This window comes from Methylophaga sp. OBS4, assembly GCF_026319305.1.
Classification (GTDB): Bacteria; Pseudomonadota; Gammaproteobacteria; order Nitrosococcales; family Methylophagaceae; genus Methylophaga.
On the sequence record NZ_JAPDMV010000002.1, the window covers coordinates 36191 to 59310 of the forward strand.

Below are 23120 nucleotides of genomic sequence, written 5' to 3' on the forward strand. Positions count from 1 at the left end.
CCCCAAAGTCAATAAACTGATGTAGTATCAGCCGAAGGATTTAATTAAGCTTTATTTGTTGGCACTTGAATTATAAGTAGCCGTCATTCAATGGAGTCAGGCGCGCGCCCATGAAGTTTGAACAGGAACACCTCCCAGCCAAAGCGGGCTTAAACAAATTACCCTCCGCCTCCCCGCTCCCCGAAGCTAACTGGGTGTTGGTTTTTGGGTCGGTCAGTCGCTTTAATGAACGCAATTTCGCCAAGATTCTGGAAAAACGTTATCCCAATGCGCAAATCATCGGCTGTACGACTTCCGGTGAGATCACCGGCGACGGTGTTTATGATGACAGTGTGCATATTACCGCGATGCAGTGGGAACGCAGCACTTTGCGTTTTATCACCAAACCGGTGAACAGCATGGAACAATCGCACGCGCTAGGCGCCCAAATTGCCGGCGAGCTGAGAATGGATGATCTCAAAGGCGTGTTTGTACTCAGTGACGGCCTTAATGTCAACGGCTCCGAGCTGGTGGAAGGTTTACAGGCAGTATTACCTAATGTGCCCATTACCGGCGGCTTGGCCGGCGATGATGCCAACTTTAAAAAGACCTTGTTACTTAATAATGACAAGATTGAAGATCGTGTGGTCATTGCTGTCGGCATCTACGGCAAAGATGCAATTGTGACCAGCGGCGCCCTGGGAGGCTGGAAACCCTATGGCCCGCCTCGCAAGATAACCCGTTCCAATAAAAACGTGGTGCATGAGCTGGATAACAAGCCGGCTTTGCCTTTGTACAAAATGTACATTGGTTATTATGCCAATGAACTGCCGGCCTCCGGCCTCAATTTCCCGTTTGCGATTATGGACGAAAAAAACGTCAATGTGATCCGCACATTGCTGTCTATAAACGAAAAAGATAACAGCCTGACCTTTGCCGGCAATATCGCCGAAGGCTCTACCGTACGTTTCCTCAAATCAGATCATGACAGCCTGGTAATGGGCGCCAGTGAAGCGGCACGCCAGATCCTGCAAAAAGACGTTGATATCAATGACAAGGCTTTGGCGATTTGCGTCAGTTGTGTCGGACGCAAACTAGTGATGGAATCTCAGGTCGTAGATGAAGTGTATGCCGTGCAACGCCTGCTGGGAGTACAAACCGGCATCACCGGTTTTTACTCCAATGGTGAAATCTGCTCTGGTGAAGACGACAGTCACAGTCAGTTACACAATCAGACTATGACTATCGCCTACTTAAGCGAACATAAAACCTAGGAATCTGTCGGACTTAAGTGTTCGTTGCGAGGGAAAATCAGGTTTGTTAAGCACATCCCTGTGCTTCACCCTTTCGGGGTTTACACGTTCAATCGCTCCCGCCGATTGAATGAGTCAATTTTTGCACAATTTTGAGGCGAATAGTCATTCTCTTTAAACGAGAAATTGTGTAAAAATGGCCAATCCGGCTTTTTCGCAACAGAACCATCTTAAGTCCGACAGACTCCTTAGCGCACTTTACAATTTGATATCGTGAATATTCAGTTGGTCTATTAGACCAGCTCCCGGGCCGCGGCCAGCAAAGCCAGTCTGGCAATCACACCGTAAGCATAAAAACGGTTGGGTTCTGAATCTGGCTGCTCGGTCTGATCCGGCGTGATGCAGGATTGAGCAAATGCCAACGGCTCAAAATGCATGCCCGGTGCGTTGAGATTTTCATTAGGTCCGCGGCCGGTGTGTACCCGATAAAATCCGCCTACAACGAAGTGATCCATCATGTAAATCACCGGTTCAGCCACCGCATGGTCATTCCCCAGCGTTTCAAAGGTATACACCCCTTCCTGCACCAACACATTATCCACCACCAGCCCTTCCTTGGCAGATGACATTTTATTGCGCTGCTTACGGTTGAGGTTAGTGATGTCATCGGCACTTTTCACCGTCATAATGCCCATGCCGTAAGTACCGGAATCAGCCTTTACGACCACAAAAGGATCGCGGTCAATATTGTATTCGCGGTATTTTTTCCGAATCGTCATCAACAGATTGTCGATGTTTCTTGCCAGACACTCGGTGCCGGCACGCTCCTTGAAGTTAACTTCACCACATTGCAAAGTCAGTGGCGACACCAGCCAGGGATCAATATCAATCTGCTCTGCGAATTCTTTGGCAACAGCGTTGTAGTGAGTGAAATGATCGGACTTTTTGCGGGTAGACCAGCCTGCGTGCAAAGGCGGTAATATCTCCTGTTCCAACCCTTCCAGAATAGCCGGACGCCCCGCTGACAGGTCGTTATTCAACAGCACCAGACAAGGAGAGAAATCATCCACGGCTACACGATTGCCTTTTCTGATCAGCGGCTCCAGCGTACTGATTTTTCCTGAAGGTAATTCAACCGTCACCGCTTCAGTAATATCTTCACGCAGGCTGCCGATTCGGGCTTCCAGACCGGCTTTCTGGAAAATATCACGCAAGGTTTCCAGACTTTCCAGATAAAACAGATTGCGCGTGTGATTTTCGGCCACGATCAGCAGGCGTTTAGCGGTGGGACAGGCTCTTTCGACCGCCGCCTGCGCGGCATGAATGCACAAAGGTATAAATGACGGATTAAGGTTATTAAATCCAGCCGGGAACAGATTGGTATCGACCGGCGCCAATTTGAAACCGGCATTACGCAAATCAACAGAAGCGTAAAATGGCGCAGGCGTTTTCAGCCATTGTTCGCGCAGCCAGATTTCCACCTGAGTCTGTTTCTCCAGCAGGTGAGCTTCCAGTTGAAGCAACGGACCGTTGAGGGCGGTGGTCAGATGGGGAACGCCTGAAGTCATGATTTTATCTCACTGTTTTGGGTTGCAGATTGTGGTATGAGCACAGTTCCTTACTGTGACATGGGACACAGTTTCGGTTTTTCAAGTCATTCATACTGGTTTGTCACTGAAAATCGGGACTGGTAAACCGGTTTTTGATGTGCGCACAGCATTACTAGCCTGCGAAAGAAAAATGGTATATCTTCGTTTGCTAGGGATAATAAATAACAATTAAGACACAATTTCAGGTACAGCATAATCGTGAGCGAAAACCAAACTGAATTTTCCGGCCTGAAGGTCATGGTCATCGATGACAGTAACACCATTCGTCGTACTGCTGAGACACTTCTGAAAAAAGCAGGTTGCGATGTGCTTACTGCGGACAATGGATTTGAAGCGCTTCCCATCATCAGTGCCGACCACCCCGATATTCTCTTTATTGATATTATGATGCCTCGCCTGGATGGATACCAGACCTGTGCGCTGGTTAAAAACAATCCTAAATTTAAAGATATCCCGGTTGTTATGCTTTCCAGTAAAGACGGACTGTTTGATCGGGCTAAAGGACGTGTAGTTGGTGCGGAACAATATTTGACCAAACCTTTCACTAAAGACGACTTACTCGGTGCAATCCGAACGCATTTGCTGAACAAAAGACAGGACGCTGATTAGCCTATGGCGCTTATTCTGATTGCCGATGATTCACCCACGGAAGTCTATGTATTGCAAAAAATGCTCGCAAAAAACGGGCATGACGTGTTGATCGCAGAAGATGGAGAACAGGCGGTTCAAATGGCGTATGACAAACACCCGCAATTGATTCTGATGGACGTAGTCATGCCTAACCTCAATGGTTTTCAGGCTACACGCAAGCTGACCAAAGATCCTCAAACCAGTGACATTCCCATCGTGATCGTCTCTTCCAAAAACCAGGAAACGGATAAAATGTGGGGACTGCGTCAGGGTGCCAAAGGCTATCTAGGCAAGCCGGTCGCTGAAAAGGACTTGATCGAACAAATCAACTTGCTAATCGGGGGTTGAAAATGACAAAAATTTATCAGCCTGAAGATATCATCGCTCTGCTGCAAGATATTGAACGGCGCAGCAAACAAAAAGCTGCCGGCCTTAGTCAACAGGACGATCTTACCGATGCCTGGACAGCGATCGGTTTCAGGGCCGGGCCACACCATTTCGTCATTCCTCTGAAGGAATCCAGAGAAGTTTTTCCGGTACCCGAACAAGTCACCGCAGTACCCAAATCTCAGCCCTGGGTGTTTGGTATAGTTAATTTGCGCGGTGAGTTACTGCCGGTGTTAGATCTTAGTCTTTACCTTCACGGTAAAGCCTCTAAAGTCACAAAACGCAGCCGTATCGTAGTCATCAATGACAAAGAAATTGGTAGTGGCCTGTTGGTAGATGAGGTATTTGGCCTCAAACATTTCCAGCGAGAGGCGGAAGCCGTTGATCAGAACAGAAACCTCAACCTCACTCCCTATCTGACAGGAAGCGTCTTCCAACAGGACATTCAATGGGATGTTTTCAGTTTCCGCAAGCTGATTGCTGACCCTCGATTTATCAATGCAGCGGCTTAATTTTTTGCTCTCAGGACAAGGTTTATGAATTCAACTAGCAAGCTCTTCCTATCTTCCCTGATGACCAGACACAACTGGCTTAACTTGCTTGTGTTCCTGTTATTTCTAGTGCTGGCACTGGCCGGTTTCTGGCTGATCGCAAGTGGTGAGTATCAACAAATTCACAATGATCTGCTACCAATCAGTATCGCCGTTGCCGTAATCTTTGTACTGACATTGATTGCGGCTATACGCCTGAGTTACGCCCCTTTGCAGGCACTGAAATCGTCTATGGATGAAATGGAGCTGCAAAACCGTCACAATCAGGATGCGATTTTACGTCTACTGGATGAAATGGGCGATCTGGCTGATGGTGACCTCACCGTCAGTGCTACGGTTACCGAAGATATTACCGGCGCGATCGCGGACTCGGTTAACTACACCATCGATGCGCTGCGCAGTCTGGTCGAACAAATCAACTCCACCACCATGCAAGTCGCCTCTGCCGCGCAGGAAACCCAGGCCACCGCACTGCACCTGACCGATGCCAGTCAACATCAGGCCCAACAAATTACCGAAGTAAGTTCAGCCATCACTCAAATGGCCGGCTCCATCGAACAGGTTTCCAACAACGCCAGCCAATCTTCCGAAGTAGCAAAACAATCGGTATCGCTGGCAGCACAGGGTAATGCGGCGGTGAAAAAAGCCATTAACGGCATGGACACTATTCGCGAACAAATTCAGGAAACCTCAAAACGGATCAAACGTCTGGGTGAGAGTTCACAGCAAATCGGTGATATCGTCGAACTTATTAACGACATTGCCGAACAAACCAATATCCTGTCTTTGAACGCCGCGATTCAGGCCGCCATGGCGGGTGAAGCGGGTCGTGGCTTTGCGGTGGTGGCCGACGAGGTTCAACGTCTTGCTGAACGTTCCAGTAACGCCACCAGACAGATAGATGCGCTGGTAAAAACCATTCAAAGCGATACCAGTGAAGCCATTACCTCTATGGAACAAAGTACTTCTGAGGTAGTGGCCGGGGCCAAATTATCTCAGGACGCCGGTGCCTCGCTGGAGCAGATTGAAGCAGTGTCTCATCAACTGGCAGAACTCATCAACAACATTACCGCCAACGCCAAACAACAGGCCACCGCTGCGGTGAGTACATCAGAAAGCATGAACGTGATTCAGGAAATCACCATGCAGACATCAACCGGTACCAATGAAAGTGCTGCTGCGATCGGGCGCTTGCTGGAACTGACCAATGAACTGCGTAAATCCGTCTCCGGCTTCAAGCTGCCTTAATCATTAACTGAACCAAAAAGTGAAACGGCAAATATGGCACAACTGATCAAAGGCAATTACAACGCGCTGATGTGGCTGCAGGACGAGCTGCAGCAATCGCTGGTTCATGCCTTGAATGCCATGAACGCCTTCATCGATGCAGCAGGCAATCACTCACTGTCTGACTGTATCGAAGCGGTGTATCAGGTCAAAGGTACTGTAGAGATGATCAATCTCAGCGGTGCCGCCATGCTGGCTGAAGAAATGCTGCAAACGACCGTAGCGCTGCGCGATAATAAAGTATCCGACCAGGATCAAGCGCAGGACGCGCTGGTCCGAGCCCTGCTGCTTCTACCCAACTATCTCAAATTGCTTAATGATGATTTTCAGGACCATCCGCTGTCGCTGCTCGACAGTATTAATGAATTGCGCCAGGTCAGACAGGCTGACAAGCTGACCGAACCCGATCTTTTTAGCCCGACACTAACCGTGCACTTGCCTGACAGCATTGCCCCCAATCCGCATCGTCAACTACCCAATATCGGTATTGAACAAAACAAACTCGGTCATGCATTCCAGGTCATGCTGCTGAGCTGGCTGCGTCAGCAAGATAATGACAGCCTGCGCAAAATGCGTGGTGTTTGCCATTACCTGCGACTCGCCTGTCAGGAAGAAAAAACGACCTTATTGTGGTGGGCGGCTGAAACCTTGCTCGAAGCGCTTAGTCACGAAGGCTTACTGGCCAGTGCCACAATCAAGCAATTGTTGGGCAAACTGGTTCAGCCCATCAAAATTCAGAGCGAACGCGATGAATCCCAACTGCTGTTATCTTTCCCTGCTGAATTGCTGTCCCGCCTGTTACTGATGATCGCAAAGTCGACCAGTCACGGTCCTCATGTCACCCTGCTGAAAACCACATTCGGTCTGCACTTTTTCGATCATAAGCAGAAAATCTATGGCATGAGTGATAACGCCTTAGGCGATGCACATCTGGCACTGCTCGAACAACTGCAAGATTTAAAAGAAAAAATCAATCATTACAACCGTGATCAGGATCTGAACGCCAACATCATTGAAGATGTGGTTCAGCAACTGCAAAGCATGACCGATACGCTGGCCCTGCTTGCTGAATATGAAGCCAGTAATCTCCTGCATCATCAGGCAGAACAATTACAGGGGCTGATTGATCAAGAGCAGCGTCCCGATGACCAAACGCTCACCGAACTCGCCGACACCCTGCTCCAGGTTGAGATATTCATTCAGTCGACCTCGCAGGCCAACGTCAACGATCAGCTTCGCAGCACGGTCATAACCGAATGCCTGCTGGAAATGGCCAACATCAAGGAAACCCTGACGCTGATGAGTCAGGCCGGCGGCTATAACGACGAACTGGGTGATACGGCGCGGCAACTGCAACTGATCGCGGGCAGCCTCAATATTCTCAATTACCCGGAAGCGGCACTGGTTCTTGATGAAACTGCAGAGAAAATTTGTCAGCAAAGCGCCAGCCCGGATGCATTTTCACCCGCGCAGCTTAATCAACTGGCAGATATTCTGGCCTGCTGCGATATGTACATGGAAGGTATCAAGCAACATGGCCATGCTGAAAATGACTACCTGAATGACGCCAGCAACAAATTGGCAACATTCGACTCGGTCACTGTTACGGCGGAGCCGGAAGTGGCAACTGAAGCGCCAACAGAAACCGGGACCGCCCAGCTTCAGCCAGAAAATATTCACGATCGCGCCCTTGCCGAACTGGACAGCCTGTTAACAGACGATGATACCCCCCTGTTAATTGAATCTGAAGCGGACACCCCTGTCAGTGACAGCCCCGCGCCCGGTGAAGAAGCACCTCGACATGAACCAGAAGCAGATATTTCAGCAGCTGGCTCCGTCACAGAGGTTATGCCGGATCCGGCCCAATGGCAGTTTGCCGAAGGTGTTGATGAGGAAATTGCTGCCATCTTTATCGAAGAAGCCAATGAAGTTCTGGCTGAACTGGATCATCTGCTGCCATTGTGGCTGCATGCTGAAGACCAGCAGGCCTTGTATGATATCCGTCGTCATTTCCATACGCTGAAAGGCAGTGGCCGTATGGCCGGCGCGCAAGTAATTGGTGAGCTGGCCTGGGCGGTCGAACAAGTGTTGAACCATGTAATTGATGGCACACGACCACAAACTGAGGCGGTAAAACAGCTGGCGAGCCAGTCACATCAGCTGATTCCGTCTTTGCTGGCCAGGTTTACTCAGGCCGATATGAACAGCACCGAGCAAGTCACAACGCTGCTGGAAAAGAAACAACAGTGCCTTACCGGTGAGGACACAACTACCGAAACGATTGAAACTGTCCCGCCTGCATCAACATATGAACTACCTGATGCACCGGCAGCTTTCACCTCGGTAGAACAATATATCCGCCAACAGGCAGATAAAGAAGAAAATATTGAATTCGATATATCGCAGTATTCGGATGAAACATTATCCGTAGCAGTTGATGCGGACGCCGATAATTCAGCCTCCGGCTTCCATATCGACACCAGCATTGTTACCGGTGTCGAACAGTATATCCAACGCCATGCCGCCGAAAACAAACCGCTCACAAGCGTTGAATCATATATCCGTCGGCAGGAGCAGTTAACACCTCAGTCGCCTGTTGCAGCATTGCCCGGGCAGAAGGATGGCACAACAAGCAGTGAAACTCTGTCGCTGACGTCAGTAGACAGATATATTCTCAACAAGGCACAACAAGACAGACCGGCTACAAGTGTAGCCCGTTATATCGAACAGCTTGCCTCGCAAGCCCCTGAAGCCGAGGTAGCTCCGGAACCGGCAACTGGGCTATCAGAAGATGACGAATTGCGGCAGATTTTTGTCAATGAAGCGACACAACACGTCAACGCTTTGCAGCAATGTCTGACTGAGATTGCCTTTTCTCGCCAGCTCACCAAGGACATGCTGCGAGCCATTCACTCGCTGAAAGGCTGTGCCAATATTGCTGAAGTTACCCCGATGGCGCTGGTTGCCACTGAACTGGATCAAGCAGTGAAACGCCTGCATGCACAGAACATCGTGCTCGATCAGCAACAAATGACACTATTAACCGGCATCATTTCCGGGTTGGAGCAGATTCTTCACAGCCTGACAGGGCAAGCCGATGAGCCTGATATTCGGCAACTTTCAGACAATATTTTTCAACTTACACCGGCGGACCCCGAACAGGCCACCCTCGTTATCGATCCTGAATTTCTGGTGGTCTTTCTCGAAGAAACTGACGAATTGCTGGATGCCTATACCCGGCAGCTTGCTCAATGGCAGCAACATCCTGAGGATCAGGAAAACCTGCAGGCCTTAATCCAAACACTGGGCAAGCTGAAAGATACGGCCAGTCAGGCTGAACAAACGGTTATCGCTGGTCTTTATGCCGCCCTCGCTAAATTGATTGAAAATAGTGAACCCGGCGATGAAGGACTGGATGCCTTGCTTGAACAAGGCTACGAACTGCTTAACGATTACATTGAAAGTCTGCTGCAAAATAAACCCGTTAGTGCTGAAAAAGATTTCCCGGCTCTGGTCACAGACTTTCTGCGGCCGCAAAACCAGACTGAAACCATCAATATTATCGATATTGATGAAACTGAATTCAGCATTCCCGCCGACACGGATCCGGACCTGCTGGAAGCCTTTACAGAAGAAGCCAAGGAGTTGCTGACTTCAAGTGGACAGGCAATCAAAGGATGGCAGTCTGATCAAGCCGGTGAGCAGGATGCGCTGCAACTGCAACGCGATCTGCACACACTCAAGGGAGGTGCCCGCCTGACCGGCATCACACCGATGGCGGATCTGACACATCAGATTGAAACACTGGTTCTCGCCGTCAGTGACAATAAACAGCCCGCCAATGAAGATTTCTTTGATCTGCTGCAGCGTTGCCAGGATAAACTCACTGAAATGCAGGAACAGCTTGCCATTAGAGAATCCGTTACCACCGCGGTTTCTCTGATCGCTGAAATTTCACAGCTGATCGGTGAGACGGCTTCGTATCATATTGACAGTCCGGTGATTGAAATTGAACCGTTGGTGCAAACCGTGCAACCGGAACAAGCTGCCGCCAAAACCACAACACCCGTTCATGTTGAACAAGTACGAGTACGTGCGGACTTGCTCGATTACCTGACAAACTTCGCCGGTGAAGTCAGCATCGCCCGAGATCGAGTCACGCAACAACACACCGCTTTGCATCAGCAATTACGGGAAATGGAAGAAACCGTTGCCCGACTGCATGAGCAGTTACGTAAACTGGAAATTGAAACCGAAACCCAGATTCTATTTCGTTACGAAGATGAACAACTGCATCAGAACTCGGAGTTTGACCCGCTGGAACTGGATCGTTTCTCCATGATCCAGCAATTATCACGCAGCCTGACCGAGAGTGTGATTGATCTCAATGATATCAGTCGATCCATGGATACGCTGGTCAAAGAAACTGATGCTATTCTGCTGCAACAGTCACGCCTTAATACCGATTTGCAGCAAGGCCTGATGAATACCCGCCTGCTACCTTTCAGCGGGGTTGTGCCCAGACTGGAGCGCATTGTCAGACAAACTGCCGCCGAGCTGGATAAAAAAGCTGAATTGCAGATTCGGGGGGCCGAACTGGATCTGGATCGTACCATTCTGGATCGGCTGGTCGCGCCCGTTGAGCATATTTTGCGTAATGCCATTGCTCACGGCATAGAATCTCCCGAAGAGCGTATCAGCGCAGCTAAATATGAAAGTGGCCAGTTACATTTGCAAATTGTCCGTGAAGGTTCCGAGATGGTGTTGACCATCAGCGATGACGGACAAGGCATCAATATCGAAAAAATCAAACAAAAAGCACTCGCGCTTAATCTGATTACGGCTGACAATATCCCCGGTGATGACGAACTGATTCAGCTGATTTTGACCTCGGGTTTCAGCACGGCTGACAATATCTCTCAGCTTGCCGGCCGTGGCGTGGGTATGGATGTGGTCAGTAATGAAATTCGCAGTCTGAAAGGTCGGCTCACCATTCACTCACTGCCAGGCGAAGGCACCACTTTCGTCGTCCGGCTACCGCTGACTTTATCCGTGATTCAGGCATTGTTGGTTAAAGTCCAGGACGAGCAATATGCTATCCCGCTGGGCAGTGTCAATGCAGGTGAACGCATCAGCGTACGTGATATCAAACTGATGCTGGGTACACCTAAGCCACAATACCAGTTTAACGGCGAACAATACGATTTCATGCCGCTGGCTTCTTTGCTGGATAAACCGATTATCTTGCCGGACAACCTGAAGCAGAGAATGCCGCTGCTGCTGTTCCGTTCCGGTGATATACGCATCGCCCTGCTTGTCGATGCCATCATCAGCAACCGTGAAATCGTCATCAAATCAGTCGGCCAGCAACTTGGCCATATCACCGCTATTAGCGGCGCGACCATTCTGGGTGATGGCCGTGTGGTATTTATTCTTGATATACCCACTTTAATTGATACTAGTGGCGGTCAGCTGCATCTGGACAATAACGACGCGGTAAACCTGGAACGGGAACTGGAACAATTGCAGGAAAGACCAGCGATAGCGATGGTCGTGGATGACTCCATCACCATGAGAAAAGCCTCCGGCAACCTGCTCAAACGTCTTGGATTTGAGGTTATGACCGCCCGCGACGGCGTCGATGCTTTATCGCAACTGCACACCCAGAAACCCGATATCATACTGCTGGATGTGGAAATGCCGCGCATGGATGGTTTTGAGTTTGCTTCTATTGTTCGCAATGATCCGGACTTCAGACATCTGCCGATCATCATGATCACATCCCGCACTGGCGAAAAACACCGTGAACGTGCCACTAGTATCGGTGTCAATGCCTATCTGGGTAAGCCCTATCAGGAAGACGATCTGGTTGAAAATATGAAACGGTTGCTCGGCAGCAGTTTCTTCCAGGGACAGCATTAAGCCATGGCAGAGTCAAACACCATGCAAAATACAGCTCAGTTTATCCACTGCATGCTGATTCCACTGCATCAGCACTACCTGTTGTTACCCAACAGCACCATTGCTGAAGTCATCCCTAAAACCGGTATTGATAACAAGACACCTTGTCCCGAATACTGGCTGGGGTATGTCAACTGGCGGGAACAAAAGCTGCCCATCATCAACCTGGAAAATCTGATTACCTCAGATGCCGATGAAATCAGTCCCGGCAACAAACTGTGCATTATCAATGGTATTAATCCCGATGCTGATGTGGAGTTTTATGCCATACCCTGTAATGGTTCGCCACAGCTTATTACACTCAATCAGGCGGCTTTGCGTCTGACCCATGACGACAATCTATCACCCTATCTGCACTGCCAAATCAAGATTGGCAACAAAGTCGCTTTCATCCCCGATCTGGATCAACTGGAAATCGCGATTCAATCACAAAAACAGTAGCTGATTTTCACCCTGGTTTCGGTATAACATAGCGGCCATGAGCTTGATGAAAACACTGTTGTTTTATCTTGGATGTCTGTTGCTGACACCCATCGCCCATGCTGACAGCGAAGCCCAGCTTGCCAAGCAGCGGCAACTGTTCCAGCAGGCAAAAAAAGCACTGCAGACTAATCAACTCAACCTTTACCAGCAATTCAGTGCGCAACTGCAGGGCTATCCGCTGCAGGGTTATCTACAATATCTTTATTTACGTCACCGTCTTCATCATGTTTCGGCCGATACCATCAAGCAGTTTCTTGATCAGGAAGACGGCACCTTCTACGCCGATCGACTAAGACAAACATGGCTGGACCGGCTGGCCAGTCAGAAAAGCTGGACACAATATCTCGATTTTTACAAGGCGCCACAGACTGCCGCCAGAGATTGTTATCGATTGCAGGCGCTTTTAGCCACGGGGCAGCAATCTCTGGCCTTTGAGGCAACCCCCGCTATGTGGCTGGTATCACATTCTCAACACAAAGCCTGCGATCCGGTATTTGAACGCTGGCAGCAAGCGGGGCGGCTAAGTGAAGACTTGCGCCAGCAGCGTATGATGCTGGCTTTACGCGACAATCAGTTTTCCATCGCACTTTATCTTGCCAAGTCCAGCGCTAACGCTGAGCAAAATAAAGCCTGGGTACAGCGCTGGCGCAGTATTCACGAAAATCCCCTGTCATTATTACGACAGTTACCCGCCGCCCCACCCGCAGATAAATCTCAGGTCTCGCTTGCCCATGATGAAGCGTTATCCAGAGAAATCATCATTCATGGTATTGAAAGACTGGCACGGCGGGCACCGGATCAAGCCTATGCAACATGGCTACGGCTGAGGCAGGCTTATCAATTCAGTGAGCAGGATCGAATTCAGGTTCGTCGCACAATTGGCACCTGGGCCGCATTGAACCGTGATGATAATGCACTGATTTATTTCGGTAATATTCCGGGCGGAGAATGGCAGGCGCGTGCAGCTATCTGGCAGCAAAACTGGACTGCTGCCCACAAAGCCATCACCCAGTTGAACATCGATGATCAGGCATCCACCAAGTGGCAGTACTGGCTGGGCCGCAGTCAGGCTGGACTGGGTCAGCAGGCAGCGGCTAATGAAACCTTCGCCGCCATCATCGGCCAGCGTGATTATTATTCCTTCCTCGCCGCAGATCATCTGACGCAGCCTTATCAGATGAATCACCGCCCGATAGCGGCGCAGCCGGTAGAAATCGCTACGTTGAAACAACAACCGGCCATGCAGCGCCTGTATGAATTCTATTTGCAGGATATGATGCTGGAAGCCCGGCGCGAGGTTTATCAGCTCACATTAACGCGTCCGGCCCGTGAACTGCAGCTGATTGCCATGATCACCCATGATTGGGGCTGGCATAACCAGACTATTGCACTGCTCGGCAAAGCGCAGTACTGGGATGCGCTGGATTTGCGTTTTCCGGTGCTGTATGACCATCAAATGTTGAAAGCAGGACAAACCCAGGGACTGGATCCATCCTGGTTATTCGCCATTGCACGCCAGGAAAGTGCTTTTAACCCTGAGGCACGCTCTCATGCCGGCGCAATGGGACTGATGCAACTGATGCCGGCTACCGGCAAGCTGATTTCCAAGCTGATCAACCGTCCGCTCAGGCAACTGACAGAGTTATACAATGCCGATACCAATATTGAGCTGGGCAGCGCCTATCTCAAGCGCATGTATGATGAAAATCAGCGTAACCCGGTGCTGGCAACCGCGGCTTATAATGCCGGGCCTCATCGTGTGACACGCTGGTTACCCCCCGAAAATATTGATGCCGATATCTGGGTGGAAAACATTCCGTTTAATGAAACCCGCCACTATGTCAGTAGTGTGCTGAGTTATGCAGCGATTTTTGACAGCCAGCGCAAACAGTCAATTAAACCGCTGTCGGAACGTATGCCTGCAATCAAACCCAAAACACCTTAAACTGTTGATATGCAAACCTATCTTGTTGGCGGCTGTGTCCGTGATCAACTGTTAGGCTTGGCCGTTAAAGATCGCGACTGGGTCGTGGTCGGCGCCACGCCTGCTCAAATGCTGGCTCAGGGCTTTCGCCCGGTGGGCAAAGATTTCCCTGTATTTCTGCATCCTGAAACTCAGGAAGAATACGCTTTAGCCCGCACCGAACGTAAGTCTGGGCATGGTTATCATGGCTTCACGGTACACGCCGCACCGGATGTGACACTGGAGCAGGATCTGGCGCGCCGCGATCTGACCATCAATGCCATTGCCGAAGATCCGGACGGTAATATCATCGATCCGTTTAACGGCCGGCAGGATCTGCAACAGGGGATCCTGCGTCATGTCTCGCCTGCTTTCGTTGAAGATCCGGTCAGAGTATTGCGGATCGCCCGCTTTGCAGCACGTTTTGGTTTCCAAATCGCGGATGAAACCCAAGCTTTGATTCGGCAGATGATAGCCAGCGGTGAGCTAGATCACCTGGTGGCCGAGCGAGTCTGGCAGGAACTGTCCAATGCCTTGCTGGCGGATCACCCCTCCGTATTTTTCACTACACTGCGACAGGTCGGTGCCTTAGCGGTGTTGTTTCCGGAAGTTGATCGTCTGTTTGGTGTGCCGCAAGATCCCAAATGGCACCCGGAAGTAGATACCGGTGTGCACGTAATGATGGTCATTGATCAGGCCGCACGGCTCAGCAGTGATCTGGCGGTGCGTTTTGCCGCCCTGTGTCATGATTTAGGTAAAGGCACCACCCCTGAGCATATTCTGCCCCGTCACACAGGCCATGAGGCCAGCAGTGTTGCATTAACTCTGGCTTTGTGTGAACGCTTACGTGTCCCCAGGGAATTGACCACTTTGGCAGTCAAAGTCGCCGAGTTTCATACTCATGTACACCTGTTGTTTGAGTTCTCTGCGGATAAGATTTTGCAAGCGCTGGAAGCCATTGACAGCTTTCGTCGCCCCCAACGTTTTCAACAATACCTTTTAGCCAGCGAAGCTGATTTTCGCGGTCGTCCCGGCTATGAAGATGCCCCCCTCCCGGAAAAAGCCGCTTTTCAGGCATGCTATAAGGCGGCTAAAGCCATTGATGTCCAACCATTTGTGGAAGCAGGGCTCAGTGGTAAAGCCATTGCCGAAGCGCTTGCCACAGCGCGTACCGAGGCAATTGCAGACACCCTCGCACAATTCAGGCAAACAGCCTGAGTCCGTTACAGCGATCCAGCACCTTTTTCCAACAGTAACGCAGTTAGCGGACGGTTATATACCGAAACAAGCGCTCAGGCCTTAACTGACTGTGGCTTGCAACATTACAGCAGCTGCCACATCACGTATAATTTGTTTATTTTTCGATTCTAGACAGGACCTTTTCATGAGCAGTGATATCTCCGCCAACTGGACCAGCGTCAACGCCGCATGCCAACCGCTGGTCGACCGCTTGATCGCCGATGCCGAAGCCCTTCAACTTGAAATCAGCACGCTCGCAAACGGCACCCGTATCGTTGATGCCGGCATCAATTGTGTTGGCGGTCTGGAAGCCGGACGTCGCATTGGTGAAATCTGCATGGGCGGCCTGGGCACCGTTACCCTCGGATCGAACAGTGGTTTTGATAACTGGCCATGGTCTGTCAATGTGCATGCCAAAACACCTGTATTAAGCTGTCTGGGCAGTCAATATGCCGGGTGGAGCCTGTCCCACAAAAGCGAAGACAGTAAATTTTTTGCTTTAGGATCCGGTCCCGGCCGTGCGTTGGCAGCCAGAGAAGAATTGTTCAAGGAATTTGCCTATCAAGATAAAGCCGACTCGACGGTGATTGTGCTGGAAGTGGACACGTTCCCCCCCGTTGAAGTCGCAGAAAAAGTGGCGGACAACTGTGGCATAAAAGCTGAAAACCTGACCTTTATTCTGACCCCGACTTCCAGCCTGGCCGGCGTGATGCAGATAGCCATTCGGGTACTGGAGGTGGCAATGCACAAAGCGCATACTGTGCATTTCCCGATGGAAAAAATCATCGATGGTTTTGGCGTCACGCCCGTTGCGCCGCCAGGTGGTGACTTTATGACCGGCATGGGCCGCACCAATGATGCCATTCTTTACGGTGGTCTGGTACATTTGTTTATCGAAGGTACCGATGAAGAAGCCCGTGATCTGGCAGCCAAAATGCCAAGTAACACTTCTTCTGATTATGGTCGTCCGTTTGCTGATATCTTCAAGTCCTATGAATATGATTTCTTCAAAATTGACCCGATGCTGTTCAGCCCGGCGAAAGTGATCGTAACCAATGCTAAAACCGGTAAAAGCTTTAGCGCAGGTGAACTGAATCAGGACTTACTTAACCAGTCTTTCGGTCTGTAATTGATACGGGAGTATTAATTCACTCCCCTTTTAAGTCGACATATGAATACGCCTCGCATTGTTATTTTTAACGACACCCATGGCTGGCACAGTGAGCAATTAACAACGGCTTTACGGGAACTCGGCTTTGATGTCGTACTCACCGATCTGGCGCAATGCCGGATTGATCTGGATTATCCGGAAGGCCTTTTTATCCCCGGTTTTGAAAACGAATTGCCGGCAGCAGCTATGGTCAGAGGCATTGCGCCCGGTTTTCTCGAACAAATCACCTTGCGTATGGATGTATTACATACCCTGGCTGAACTGGGCGTACCGGTATTCAATCCTGCCACGGCGATAGAGCATACGGTTGATAAAGCCCGCACCTCTTTACGCCTGCATCTGGCCGGACTCAACACCCCCCGCACCTGGGCCTGTGAAAACCGCTCTATGGCCTTCGATATAGCCTGCCGTCAGCTGAATGCAGGCATGACACTGGTGATGAAACCTTTGTTTGGTTCTCAGGGTAAGGGCATTACCTTGATTGAAAACATGCAGCAACTCGGCGAACAAATTCCGGTCGGCGACGCATTTTATCTGCAGGAATATATCGCGCCCGAACAAAGCGGTCTTTGGCAGGATTGGCGCTTACTGGTAATTGATGGGCAGGTATACGCGGCGATGTCTCGTCGCTCCGAACACTGGATCACCAACTTCGCACAGGGTGCACGCTGTTTTGCCTCACCGGTTTCGGCAGAAATGGAACAGCTCGCACTCCAGGCAACAGCGGCGGTACAGGCTGACTATGCCGGGGTTGACCTGATCCGCACCCGTGATGGCCAGTTCAGTGTATTGGAAGTCAACAGCGTCCCGGCATGGAAAGGTTTATATCAGGCTACCGGTGCGAATATCGCCGGCGCTTTGGCCAAGGCATTACTGCAACGGGTGGAAAACTCGCTACAATCCCACCATGCTGTCTGAGTCTGATATCCAGCAAGCTGTGATCTGGGCCTGTGAACAGGAAGTCCGGGCGCCCAAACCCGGCAATGTGAACTGCTTCAGCGATGGTCACAATATGGCGGTAGATGATTTTATCCGCAGTGCCCATGCCATAGCGCCCGTTATGGCCCGCCCTGGACTTTCTGTCGGCGAGCGCATTATGCAGGCTATTACCGCGACTCGAGCGGTTGTTGACTGTAATACCAATCTCGGCATTGTCTTATTATTTGCTCCTCTTTGCTGCGCTATCAAGCAATGTGAATCGTTTGAACAACTCTCTTCACAGTTGCAGTACGTGCTGAATGATTTGTCAGTTGAAGATGCCCGCCTTTGCTATCAGGCTATTCGCATGGCTGAAGCCGGCGGTTTGGGCAAGCTGAATAATCAGGACATTGCTCAGGAACCGACCGTTACACTACTTGAAGCGATGGACATGGCTCGGGATCGCGACCAAATAGCCCTTCAGTATGTAAGCAACTTCGGGGATATATGGACGATCGCTTTGCCGGCATTGACAGCGGCGTTGGATTCTGGGGAAAGTGTTGAATGGGCCACCGCTTTCGCGTATCTTAAGCTGTTATCAACCGCTCCGGACAGTCTTATCTGTCGCAAGCAGTCCGTTGAGCTCGCAGAGGCGGTCACACAAAAGGCAAAACAATTTGTTTTTGAGATGAATAAGAACAATAAGTTAGATGCTTATTATACTGAGCTCACTGCTTGGGATAACGAATTAAAACAGAAAGCCATCAACCCAGGAACGACCGCTGATCTTGTCGCAGCCACCTTGCTGCTGCATGCATTTCAGCAAAGGTTTTCTTTACACAGAATTTCAGTACCATGATGCATATAGCGGACGGCACTGAGCAGGTGATACGTTCCTTTATTACGTATAAACCTTTCCTTGTGATAAGGAGGGGAAAAAATGAGCCTTTTTGACAATTTTTTTGGAACAGGAAAATATAACATGCCAGTTATCGATCGCGTACTTGTAGGTGAATCTTTGGTCATTGAAGATGGTGACCTGGATAATGTCGCTCACATTGATCTTATTATGGGCCCACGTGGTTCAGCAGCAGAAGATGCTTTTTGCCGCACTCTGACTGACCAGAAACAAGGTGTAAATGGTCTTTTGGCCGTTGTTGCGCCTAACCTGATGGTTAAACCTTCAACAGTCATGTTCAACAAAGTGACCATCAAAAACATGAAGCAAGCCGTACAAATGTTCGGTCCCGCTCAGCGTGGTGTTTCTTTGGCAGTAGCTGAATGTGTTGAAGACGGAACTATCCCTGCTGGCGAAGCTGATGATTGTTTCATCTGTGTAGGTGTCTTTATTTCTCCAACCGCTGACAGCGACGAGAAAATTCAGGACTGGAACCAGCGAGCAACCAAAGAAGCTATCAAACGTGCCGTTGCACGTGAGCCAAAAGCGGCTGATGTTGTTGCTCAATACAAAACTTCTGAACACCCATTCGGTGCTAAGTAAGTTTTAAAGCTTGTTACAACACCGCTCTTCTCACGAAGGGCGGTGTTCCTGCTCCATCAGGCTTGCGACAGCCTCTCTACTCAAATGTCCGGTGTGTAATGCACTGGCAAGCAACACCCCTTTGATATCCAGTTGCTGCAATTGCAACATATCCTGTTCTCCCCTCACCCCTCCAGCAGCAAATAAATCCACATCAGCCCTGGCCTGTTTTAATTCTGTCAGCCAGTCATAACCCGGTCCGCTATCAGCACCAACGGTATCCAGATTCATTGCGATCACTGTCTGAGTCCAGTTAGCAGGCTGCTGCAATAATGTCTGATCACCCAGAAAACGGCCATGACGTCGATCCAAAGACAGAATCGCCCGCTGCTGCACATCCTGTTTTTGCAACAGGTCGGGAGCAGCCAAAGTTTCACTCCCCAGAACCGGCCGGACAATCTGGTTTTGCTCATACTGCAAATAATCCGCATAAGTCCTGATGCCGGCATCCAGCCAGATTTCCAGCTGAGGGAACGTTTTTTCCAGTTCGTGATAGCGCAAAACCGAATGCTGGCCGCTTTCGATAGCATCCAGATCAGCAATATAAATGGCGCGAAACGGATACCAATCCAGCAGATCAGCGATAAGCGGCTTTATCTCGCTTGCCTGCGTTAAACATGATTTTAACGGTGGATAGTCGCTCCTGTTGCCACCACGGGCATGAACGGCTACTCCCTCTCTGATATCGATGACCGGTATAATTTCCATTCACATATTTCGATTTAATTTAATGACTTTATTTGTTTACGAACATTTTACCAGTGGGGCGTTGGCCGGAGGATTTTGTCCCCCCGAATTGACGGCTGAAGGTGATGCCATGCTCAGCGCCATTGTGCAGGACCTGCTGGCGTTAAACCACAAGCTGGTGATCATGCGAGACCAACGACTTCCCGCGCTTACTACCAGCCCTACTGATACCCGCTTGCAGACCCTCTGGATCAAGGATAAAGAAAGTTTTGAAACCTGCTGGACACGCTGCCTGCAGCAATATGATCAATTTCTGGTTATTGCTCCGGAAACCGACCATATCTTGCTGAACATTGCCCGGCAGGTGCAACAAGCGCAAAAACAGTGGCTCGGTTGCGATCAACTTGCCATCACTGTTTGCGGCGACAAACTGCAATGCTGGCATCTGCTTGAGCAGCATGATATTCAAACACCAGTTACTCAATCAGCCGAAGCTTGGCTACTCAACTCCGCAACAACAAGCCGGCAGTGGGTGATAAAACCCATTGATGGCGCCGGTTGTGAGGACACTTATGTACTTGACACCCGCCAAAGCCGTGAAAAGCTGGCAACTTTCTCATTGACTGAGCTGCAATACTTTATCGTACAGCCTTATATCGGTGGTCAGGCGCTGAGCCTGAGCCTGTTTATCTCTGATAATGGCGTCGATTTATTATCCATCAATGCTCAGATTATGACGCAGCATCAGCAACAGTTAAAACTGACTCACTGCCAGGTCAATCACGACCACCTACTCGCACCGACAGTGGCGATAGCGCTTGCCGGCAGGATTCATGATACGATGCCGGGTCTGTGGGGGTTTGTGGGTATTGATCTGATAAAAACCGGTGATCAGCTGTGGGTGATAGATATCAATCCCCGCCTGACCAGCTCTTATGCTGAGGCTGAAATGAGACAATACCACAACCCGGCACTGGCTTTGCACGCTTATCTGACACAACAATAACCCGTATTTGCTATGAATAAATCGCAACCATCAGGCTTCAGTGGCTGGGATATCGGCGGCGCGCATCTGAAAGTGGCGCGCTGTGATGTTTCCGGACAACTGCAAGATATTATCCAGTTTCCCTGTGCTTTATGGCGTGGTATTGACGAACTGGAAACGGCTTTCAGTCTGGCACTGGCACAGCTCAACAATCAGACTGATGTACATGCGATCACCATGACCGGCGAACTGGTTGATTTTTTCCGCAATCGACAACAGGGCGTTGAACAGATCCTCGACTGCATAGTAAACATATTGCCGCTATCCTCAATACAGATATTTACCGGCAAACAGGGCTGGTTAGAGGTCGAACAGGCAAAAACACAATGGCAGGCTGTAGCTTCGATGAACTGGCAAGCCAGTGCCATGTATGCAGCAGCCACTATTGAGCAAGGGCTGTTTATCGATATCGGCAGTACCACCTGCGATATTATTCCCATCGTTCAACATCAAATCAGGCCCGGCGGTCTCAGTGATCATGATCGGCAACGCCATGGAGAACTGGTCTATACCGGTGCGATTCGTACACCGCTGATGGCGATCGCCCATCAGGCCCCCTTGAATGGTGACTGGATACCGCTGACAGCCGAATGGTTTGCCAGCAGTGCCGATGTCTGGTGTCTGTTAAATCAACTCAGCAGCGCGGATATTCAGGATAATAGTGCCGACGGTCAACCGTGGGACAAACCATATTGCCGGCAAAGGCTGGCACGCATATTAGCCACTGATGCCGAATTTGCTTCCGAGCAGCAATGGTCTTACCTAGCGCAATGGTTTGCCGAAAAGCAGTTGCAGACCATTACCGAGGCCTGTTTACAAGTACTCAGTTCCGCCCCGGAAATAGCACAACAGAGCCCGTTAATCGGCGCCGGTGTTGGCCGTTTTATGGTGCAACTGATCGCAAAACGCCTCAACAGACCTTATATAGATTTTGCTGAACTCTGCAACGGAATCAATGAGGCGGCCGCTCACGCACCCGCCGCTGCCCTGGCCCTTCTGGCCCAACAGCAGTTATCGTAAAATACCCGGATGATCTCGCAATTGCCACCGCTATGCACCGAGCTGCCCTATCCGGGTGACAGTGCCAACTATTTCGGCAAACTCCGGCATATGAACTGGCCAGTAATACTTGATAGTGCTAATACGGGATGTCCGGCAGGCCGCTATGACATTCTTGCCGCTGACCCTTTCATTACCATTGAAACCCGTGCAGACAAGTCGATCATTCAATATCGGGACGGACATAGTCACCATTCCGAAGCCGATCCGTTTGTAATCCTGGAAACATTGCTGCAACCTTACCGACAGCCTCAGACTGACTTGCCTTTTGCCGGTGGTGCCATCGGTTATTTTGCTTATGATCTGGGAAGACGGATAGAGACATTGCCCAATCGCGCAGACGATGTTGAAAATATCCCGGATATGGCCGTGGGCATTTATGACTGGGCAGTCGTGACGGACCATAAACTCAAACGCTGCTGGCTGACCAGCTTTGGACTGGACCCGCGTACCCATGACATCTGGTCATCACTGCAAACCCAACTCTTGTCAGCTGATGCCGATGACTTATCACTATTCCAGGTCCATGGTGAATTAACCAGTAACCTGGATCCTCAGCAATATCAACAGGCTTTCGATAGGATAAAAAATTACATTACTGAAGGTGACTGTTACCAGGTTAACCTCGCTAAACGCTTTGAAATAAAAGCTGAAGGTGATCCCTGGTATGCCTATCAAATTCAGCGTCAACAGAATGCAGCTCCTTTTTCTGCCTTTTTCAGTACAGGAAATGTGGCTGTCATGAGCTCCTCACCCGAACGTTTGTTGCAAGTTCATCAAAACCAGGTTGAAACCAAACCTATCAAAGGCACCCGCCCCCGCGATCTTACCGATCCACTGAAAGATGCGGAACTTGCAGACGCATTGCAACACAGTCTTAAAGATCGGGCCGAGAACCTGATGATCGTTGATTTATTACGTAATGATTTGGGTAAAGTATGTAAACCGGGCAGTATTAAAGTCCCCAAACCTTTTGCCCTGGAATCATTTGCCACCGTGCATCATCTGGTTAGCACCATTACCGGCACTTTGGCGGATGATGAAACTGCCGTGTCGCTGCTAAGAGCCTGTTTCCCGGGTGGATCGATCACCGGCGCCCCCAAATTACGGGCGATGGAAATCATCGAAGAACTGGAACCCAACCGGCGTGGCGTGTATTGTGGCAGCGTCGGTTATATCGGTTTTGATGGCAATATGGACAGTAATATCACCATACGCACATTAGTTTTCAGTGACCAGCGCCTGAGGTTCTGGGCCGGCGGCGGGATCGTTGCCGACTCTCAGGCCGAAGCCGAACATCAGGAAGTGCATGATAAAGCAGCGGCGATGTTCAAACTGATCGAGGCCTTGCGTTAAT

Annotated in this window: 18 protein-coding genes; 16 read left to right on the plus strand and 2 right to left on the minus strand. The window is 50.1% G+C overall.

The window, feature by feature from the left end; translation table 11 throughout:
* Window positions 1-110: 110 nt before the first annotated feature.
* Window positions 111-1253 carry an FIST signal transduction protein gene (locus tag OMP95_RS00745; RefSeq protein WP_266324891.1) on the plus strand — a complete coding sequence of 381 codons (1143 nt, stop codon included), beginning with the start codon at window positions 111-113 and terminating at the stop codon, window positions 1251-1253.
* Window positions 1254-1525: 272 nt separating this feature from the next.
* On the opposite strand, the gene gshA is transcribed toward OMP95_RS00745, so the two are convergent.
* Entirely contained in the window at window positions 1526-2800 is a 1275-nt protein-coding gene (gshA, locus tag OMP95_RS00750; protein WP_266324893.1) for a glutamate--cysteine ligase, read from the minus strand.
* Window positions 2801-3079: 279 nt separating this feature from the next.
* On the opposite strand from gshA, the gene OMP95_RS00755 reads away from it, so the two are divergent.
* The 12 genes from OMP95_RS00755 to fae all read left to right on the plus strand — a co-directional run bounded on the left by OMP95_RS00755 (window position 3080) and on the right by fae (window position 18933).
* Window positions 3080-3451 (plus strand): response regulator, encoded by a 372-nt coding sequence (locus tag OMP95_RS00755; protein WP_266325014.1) that lies wholly within the window; start codon window positions 3080-3082, stop codon window positions 3449-3451.
* 3 nt (window positions 3452-3454) lie between these two features.
* Window positions 3455-3820, plus strand: a complete 366-nt coding sequence (gene pilH / locus OMP95_RS00760) for a twitching motility response regulator PilH (protein WP_266324895.1) — start codon at window positions 3455-3457, stop codon at window positions 3818-3820.
* Window positions 3821-3822: 2 nt separating this feature from the next.
* On the plus strand, window positions 3823-4371 hold the full coding sequence (locus tag OMP95_RS00765; RefSeq protein WP_266324897.1) for a chemotaxis protein CheW: 549 nt from the start codon (window positions 3823-3825) through the stop codon (window positions 4369-4371).
* Window positions 4372-4395: 24 nt separating this feature from the next.
* The gene (locus tag OMP95_RS00770; protein WP_323135097.1) at window positions 4396-5658 is read left to right on the plus strand and encodes a methyl-accepting chemotaxis protein; all 1263 of its coding nucleotides are present in this window, start codon (window positions 4396-4398) and stop codon (window positions 5656-5658) included.
* Window positions 5659-5691: 33 nt separating this feature from the next.
* Window positions 5692-11619: an Hpt domain-containing protein gene (locus tag OMP95_RS00775; protein WP_266324899.1), complete on the plus strand. Its 5928-nt coding sequence runs from the start codon at window positions 5692-5694 to the stop codon at window positions 11617-11619.
* A 3-nt stretch (window positions 11620-11622) separates the two neighbouring features.
* Window positions 11623-12099 (plus strand): chemotaxis protein CheW, encoded by a 477-nt coding sequence (locus OMP95_RS00780; protein ID WP_266324901.1) that lies wholly within the window; start codon window positions 11623-11625, stop codon window positions 12097-12099.
* A gap of 46 nt (window positions 12100-12145) precedes the next feature.
* Complete coding sequence (locus OMP95_RS00785) at window positions 12146-14086, plus strand: transglycosylase SLT domain-containing protein (RefSeq protein WP_266324903.1); 1941 nt, start codon at window positions 12146-12148, stop codon at window positions 14084-14086.
* Window positions 14087-14095: 9 nt separating this feature from the next.
* Window positions 14096-15322: a multifunctional CCA addition/repair protein gene (locus OMP95_RS00790; protein WP_266324905.1), complete on the plus strand. Its 1227-nt coding sequence runs from the start codon at window positions 14096-14098 to the stop codon at window positions 15320-15322.
* Window positions 15323-15488: 166 nt separating this feature from the next.
* Window positions 15489-16472: a methenyltetrahydromethanopterin cyclohydrolase gene (gene mch / locus OMP95_RS00795; protein ID WP_266324907.1), complete on the plus strand. Its 984-nt coding sequence runs from the start codon at window positions 15489-15491 to the stop codon at window positions 16470-16472.
* Between the two features lie 42 nt (window positions 16473-16514).
* Entirely contained in the window at window positions 16515-17432 is a 918-nt protein-coding gene (locus tag OMP95_RS00800) for an ATP-grasp domain-containing protein (RefSeq protein ID WP_266324909.1), read from the plus strand.
* Window positions 17422-18291, plus strand: a complete 870-nt coding sequence (locus tag OMP95_RS00805; RefSeq protein WP_266325016.1) for a triphosphoribosyl-dephospho-CoA synthase — start codon at window positions 17422-17424, stop codon at window positions 18289-18291. The genes OMP95_RS00800 and OMP95_RS00805 overlap by 11 nt, the downstream gene beginning before the upstream one ends.
* 123 nt (window positions 18292-18414) lie before the next feature.
* The gene (gene fae / locus OMP95_RS00810; RefSeq protein WP_266325017.1) at window positions 18415-18933 is read left to right on the plus strand and encodes a formaldehyde-activating enzyme; all 519 of its coding nucleotides are present in this window, start codon (window positions 18415-18417) and stop codon (window positions 18931-18933) included.
* Window positions 18934-18963: 30 nt separating this feature from the next.
* Here the strand turns inward: fae and OMP95_RS00815 are convergent, their stop codons facing one another.
* Window positions 18964-19680: a HisA/HisF-related TIM barrel protein gene (locus OMP95_RS00815; protein ID WP_266324911.1), complete on the minus strand. Its 717-nt coding sequence runs from the start codon at window positions 19678-19680 to the stop codon at window positions 18964-18966.
* Window positions 19681-19702: 22 nt separating this feature from the next.
* On the opposite strand from OMP95_RS00815, the gene OMP95_RS00820 reads away from it, so the two are divergent.
* From OMP95_RS00820 to pabB, 3 genes are read left to right on the plus strand one after another with little or no spacing between them, the layout of a single operon-like run.
* A complete protein-coding gene (locus OMP95_RS00820) occupies window positions 19703-20665 on the plus strand; it encodes an ATP-grasp domain-containing protein (RefSeq protein WP_266324913.1) in 963 nt (320 codons plus the stop codon).
* A gap of 12 nt (window positions 20666-20677) precedes the next feature.
* A complete protein-coding gene (locus tag OMP95_RS00825) occupies window positions 20678-21724 on the plus strand; it encodes a hydantoinase/oxoprolinase family protein (RefSeq protein ID WP_266324915.1) in 1047 nt (348 codons plus the stop codon).
* 9 nt (window positions 21725-21733) lie between these two features.
* Entirely contained in the window at window positions 21734-23119 is a 1386-nt protein-coding gene (gene pabB / locus OMP95_RS00830; protein ID WP_266324917.1) for an aminodeoxychorismate synthase component I, read from the plus strand.
* Window position 23120 lies beyond the last annotated feature (1 nt).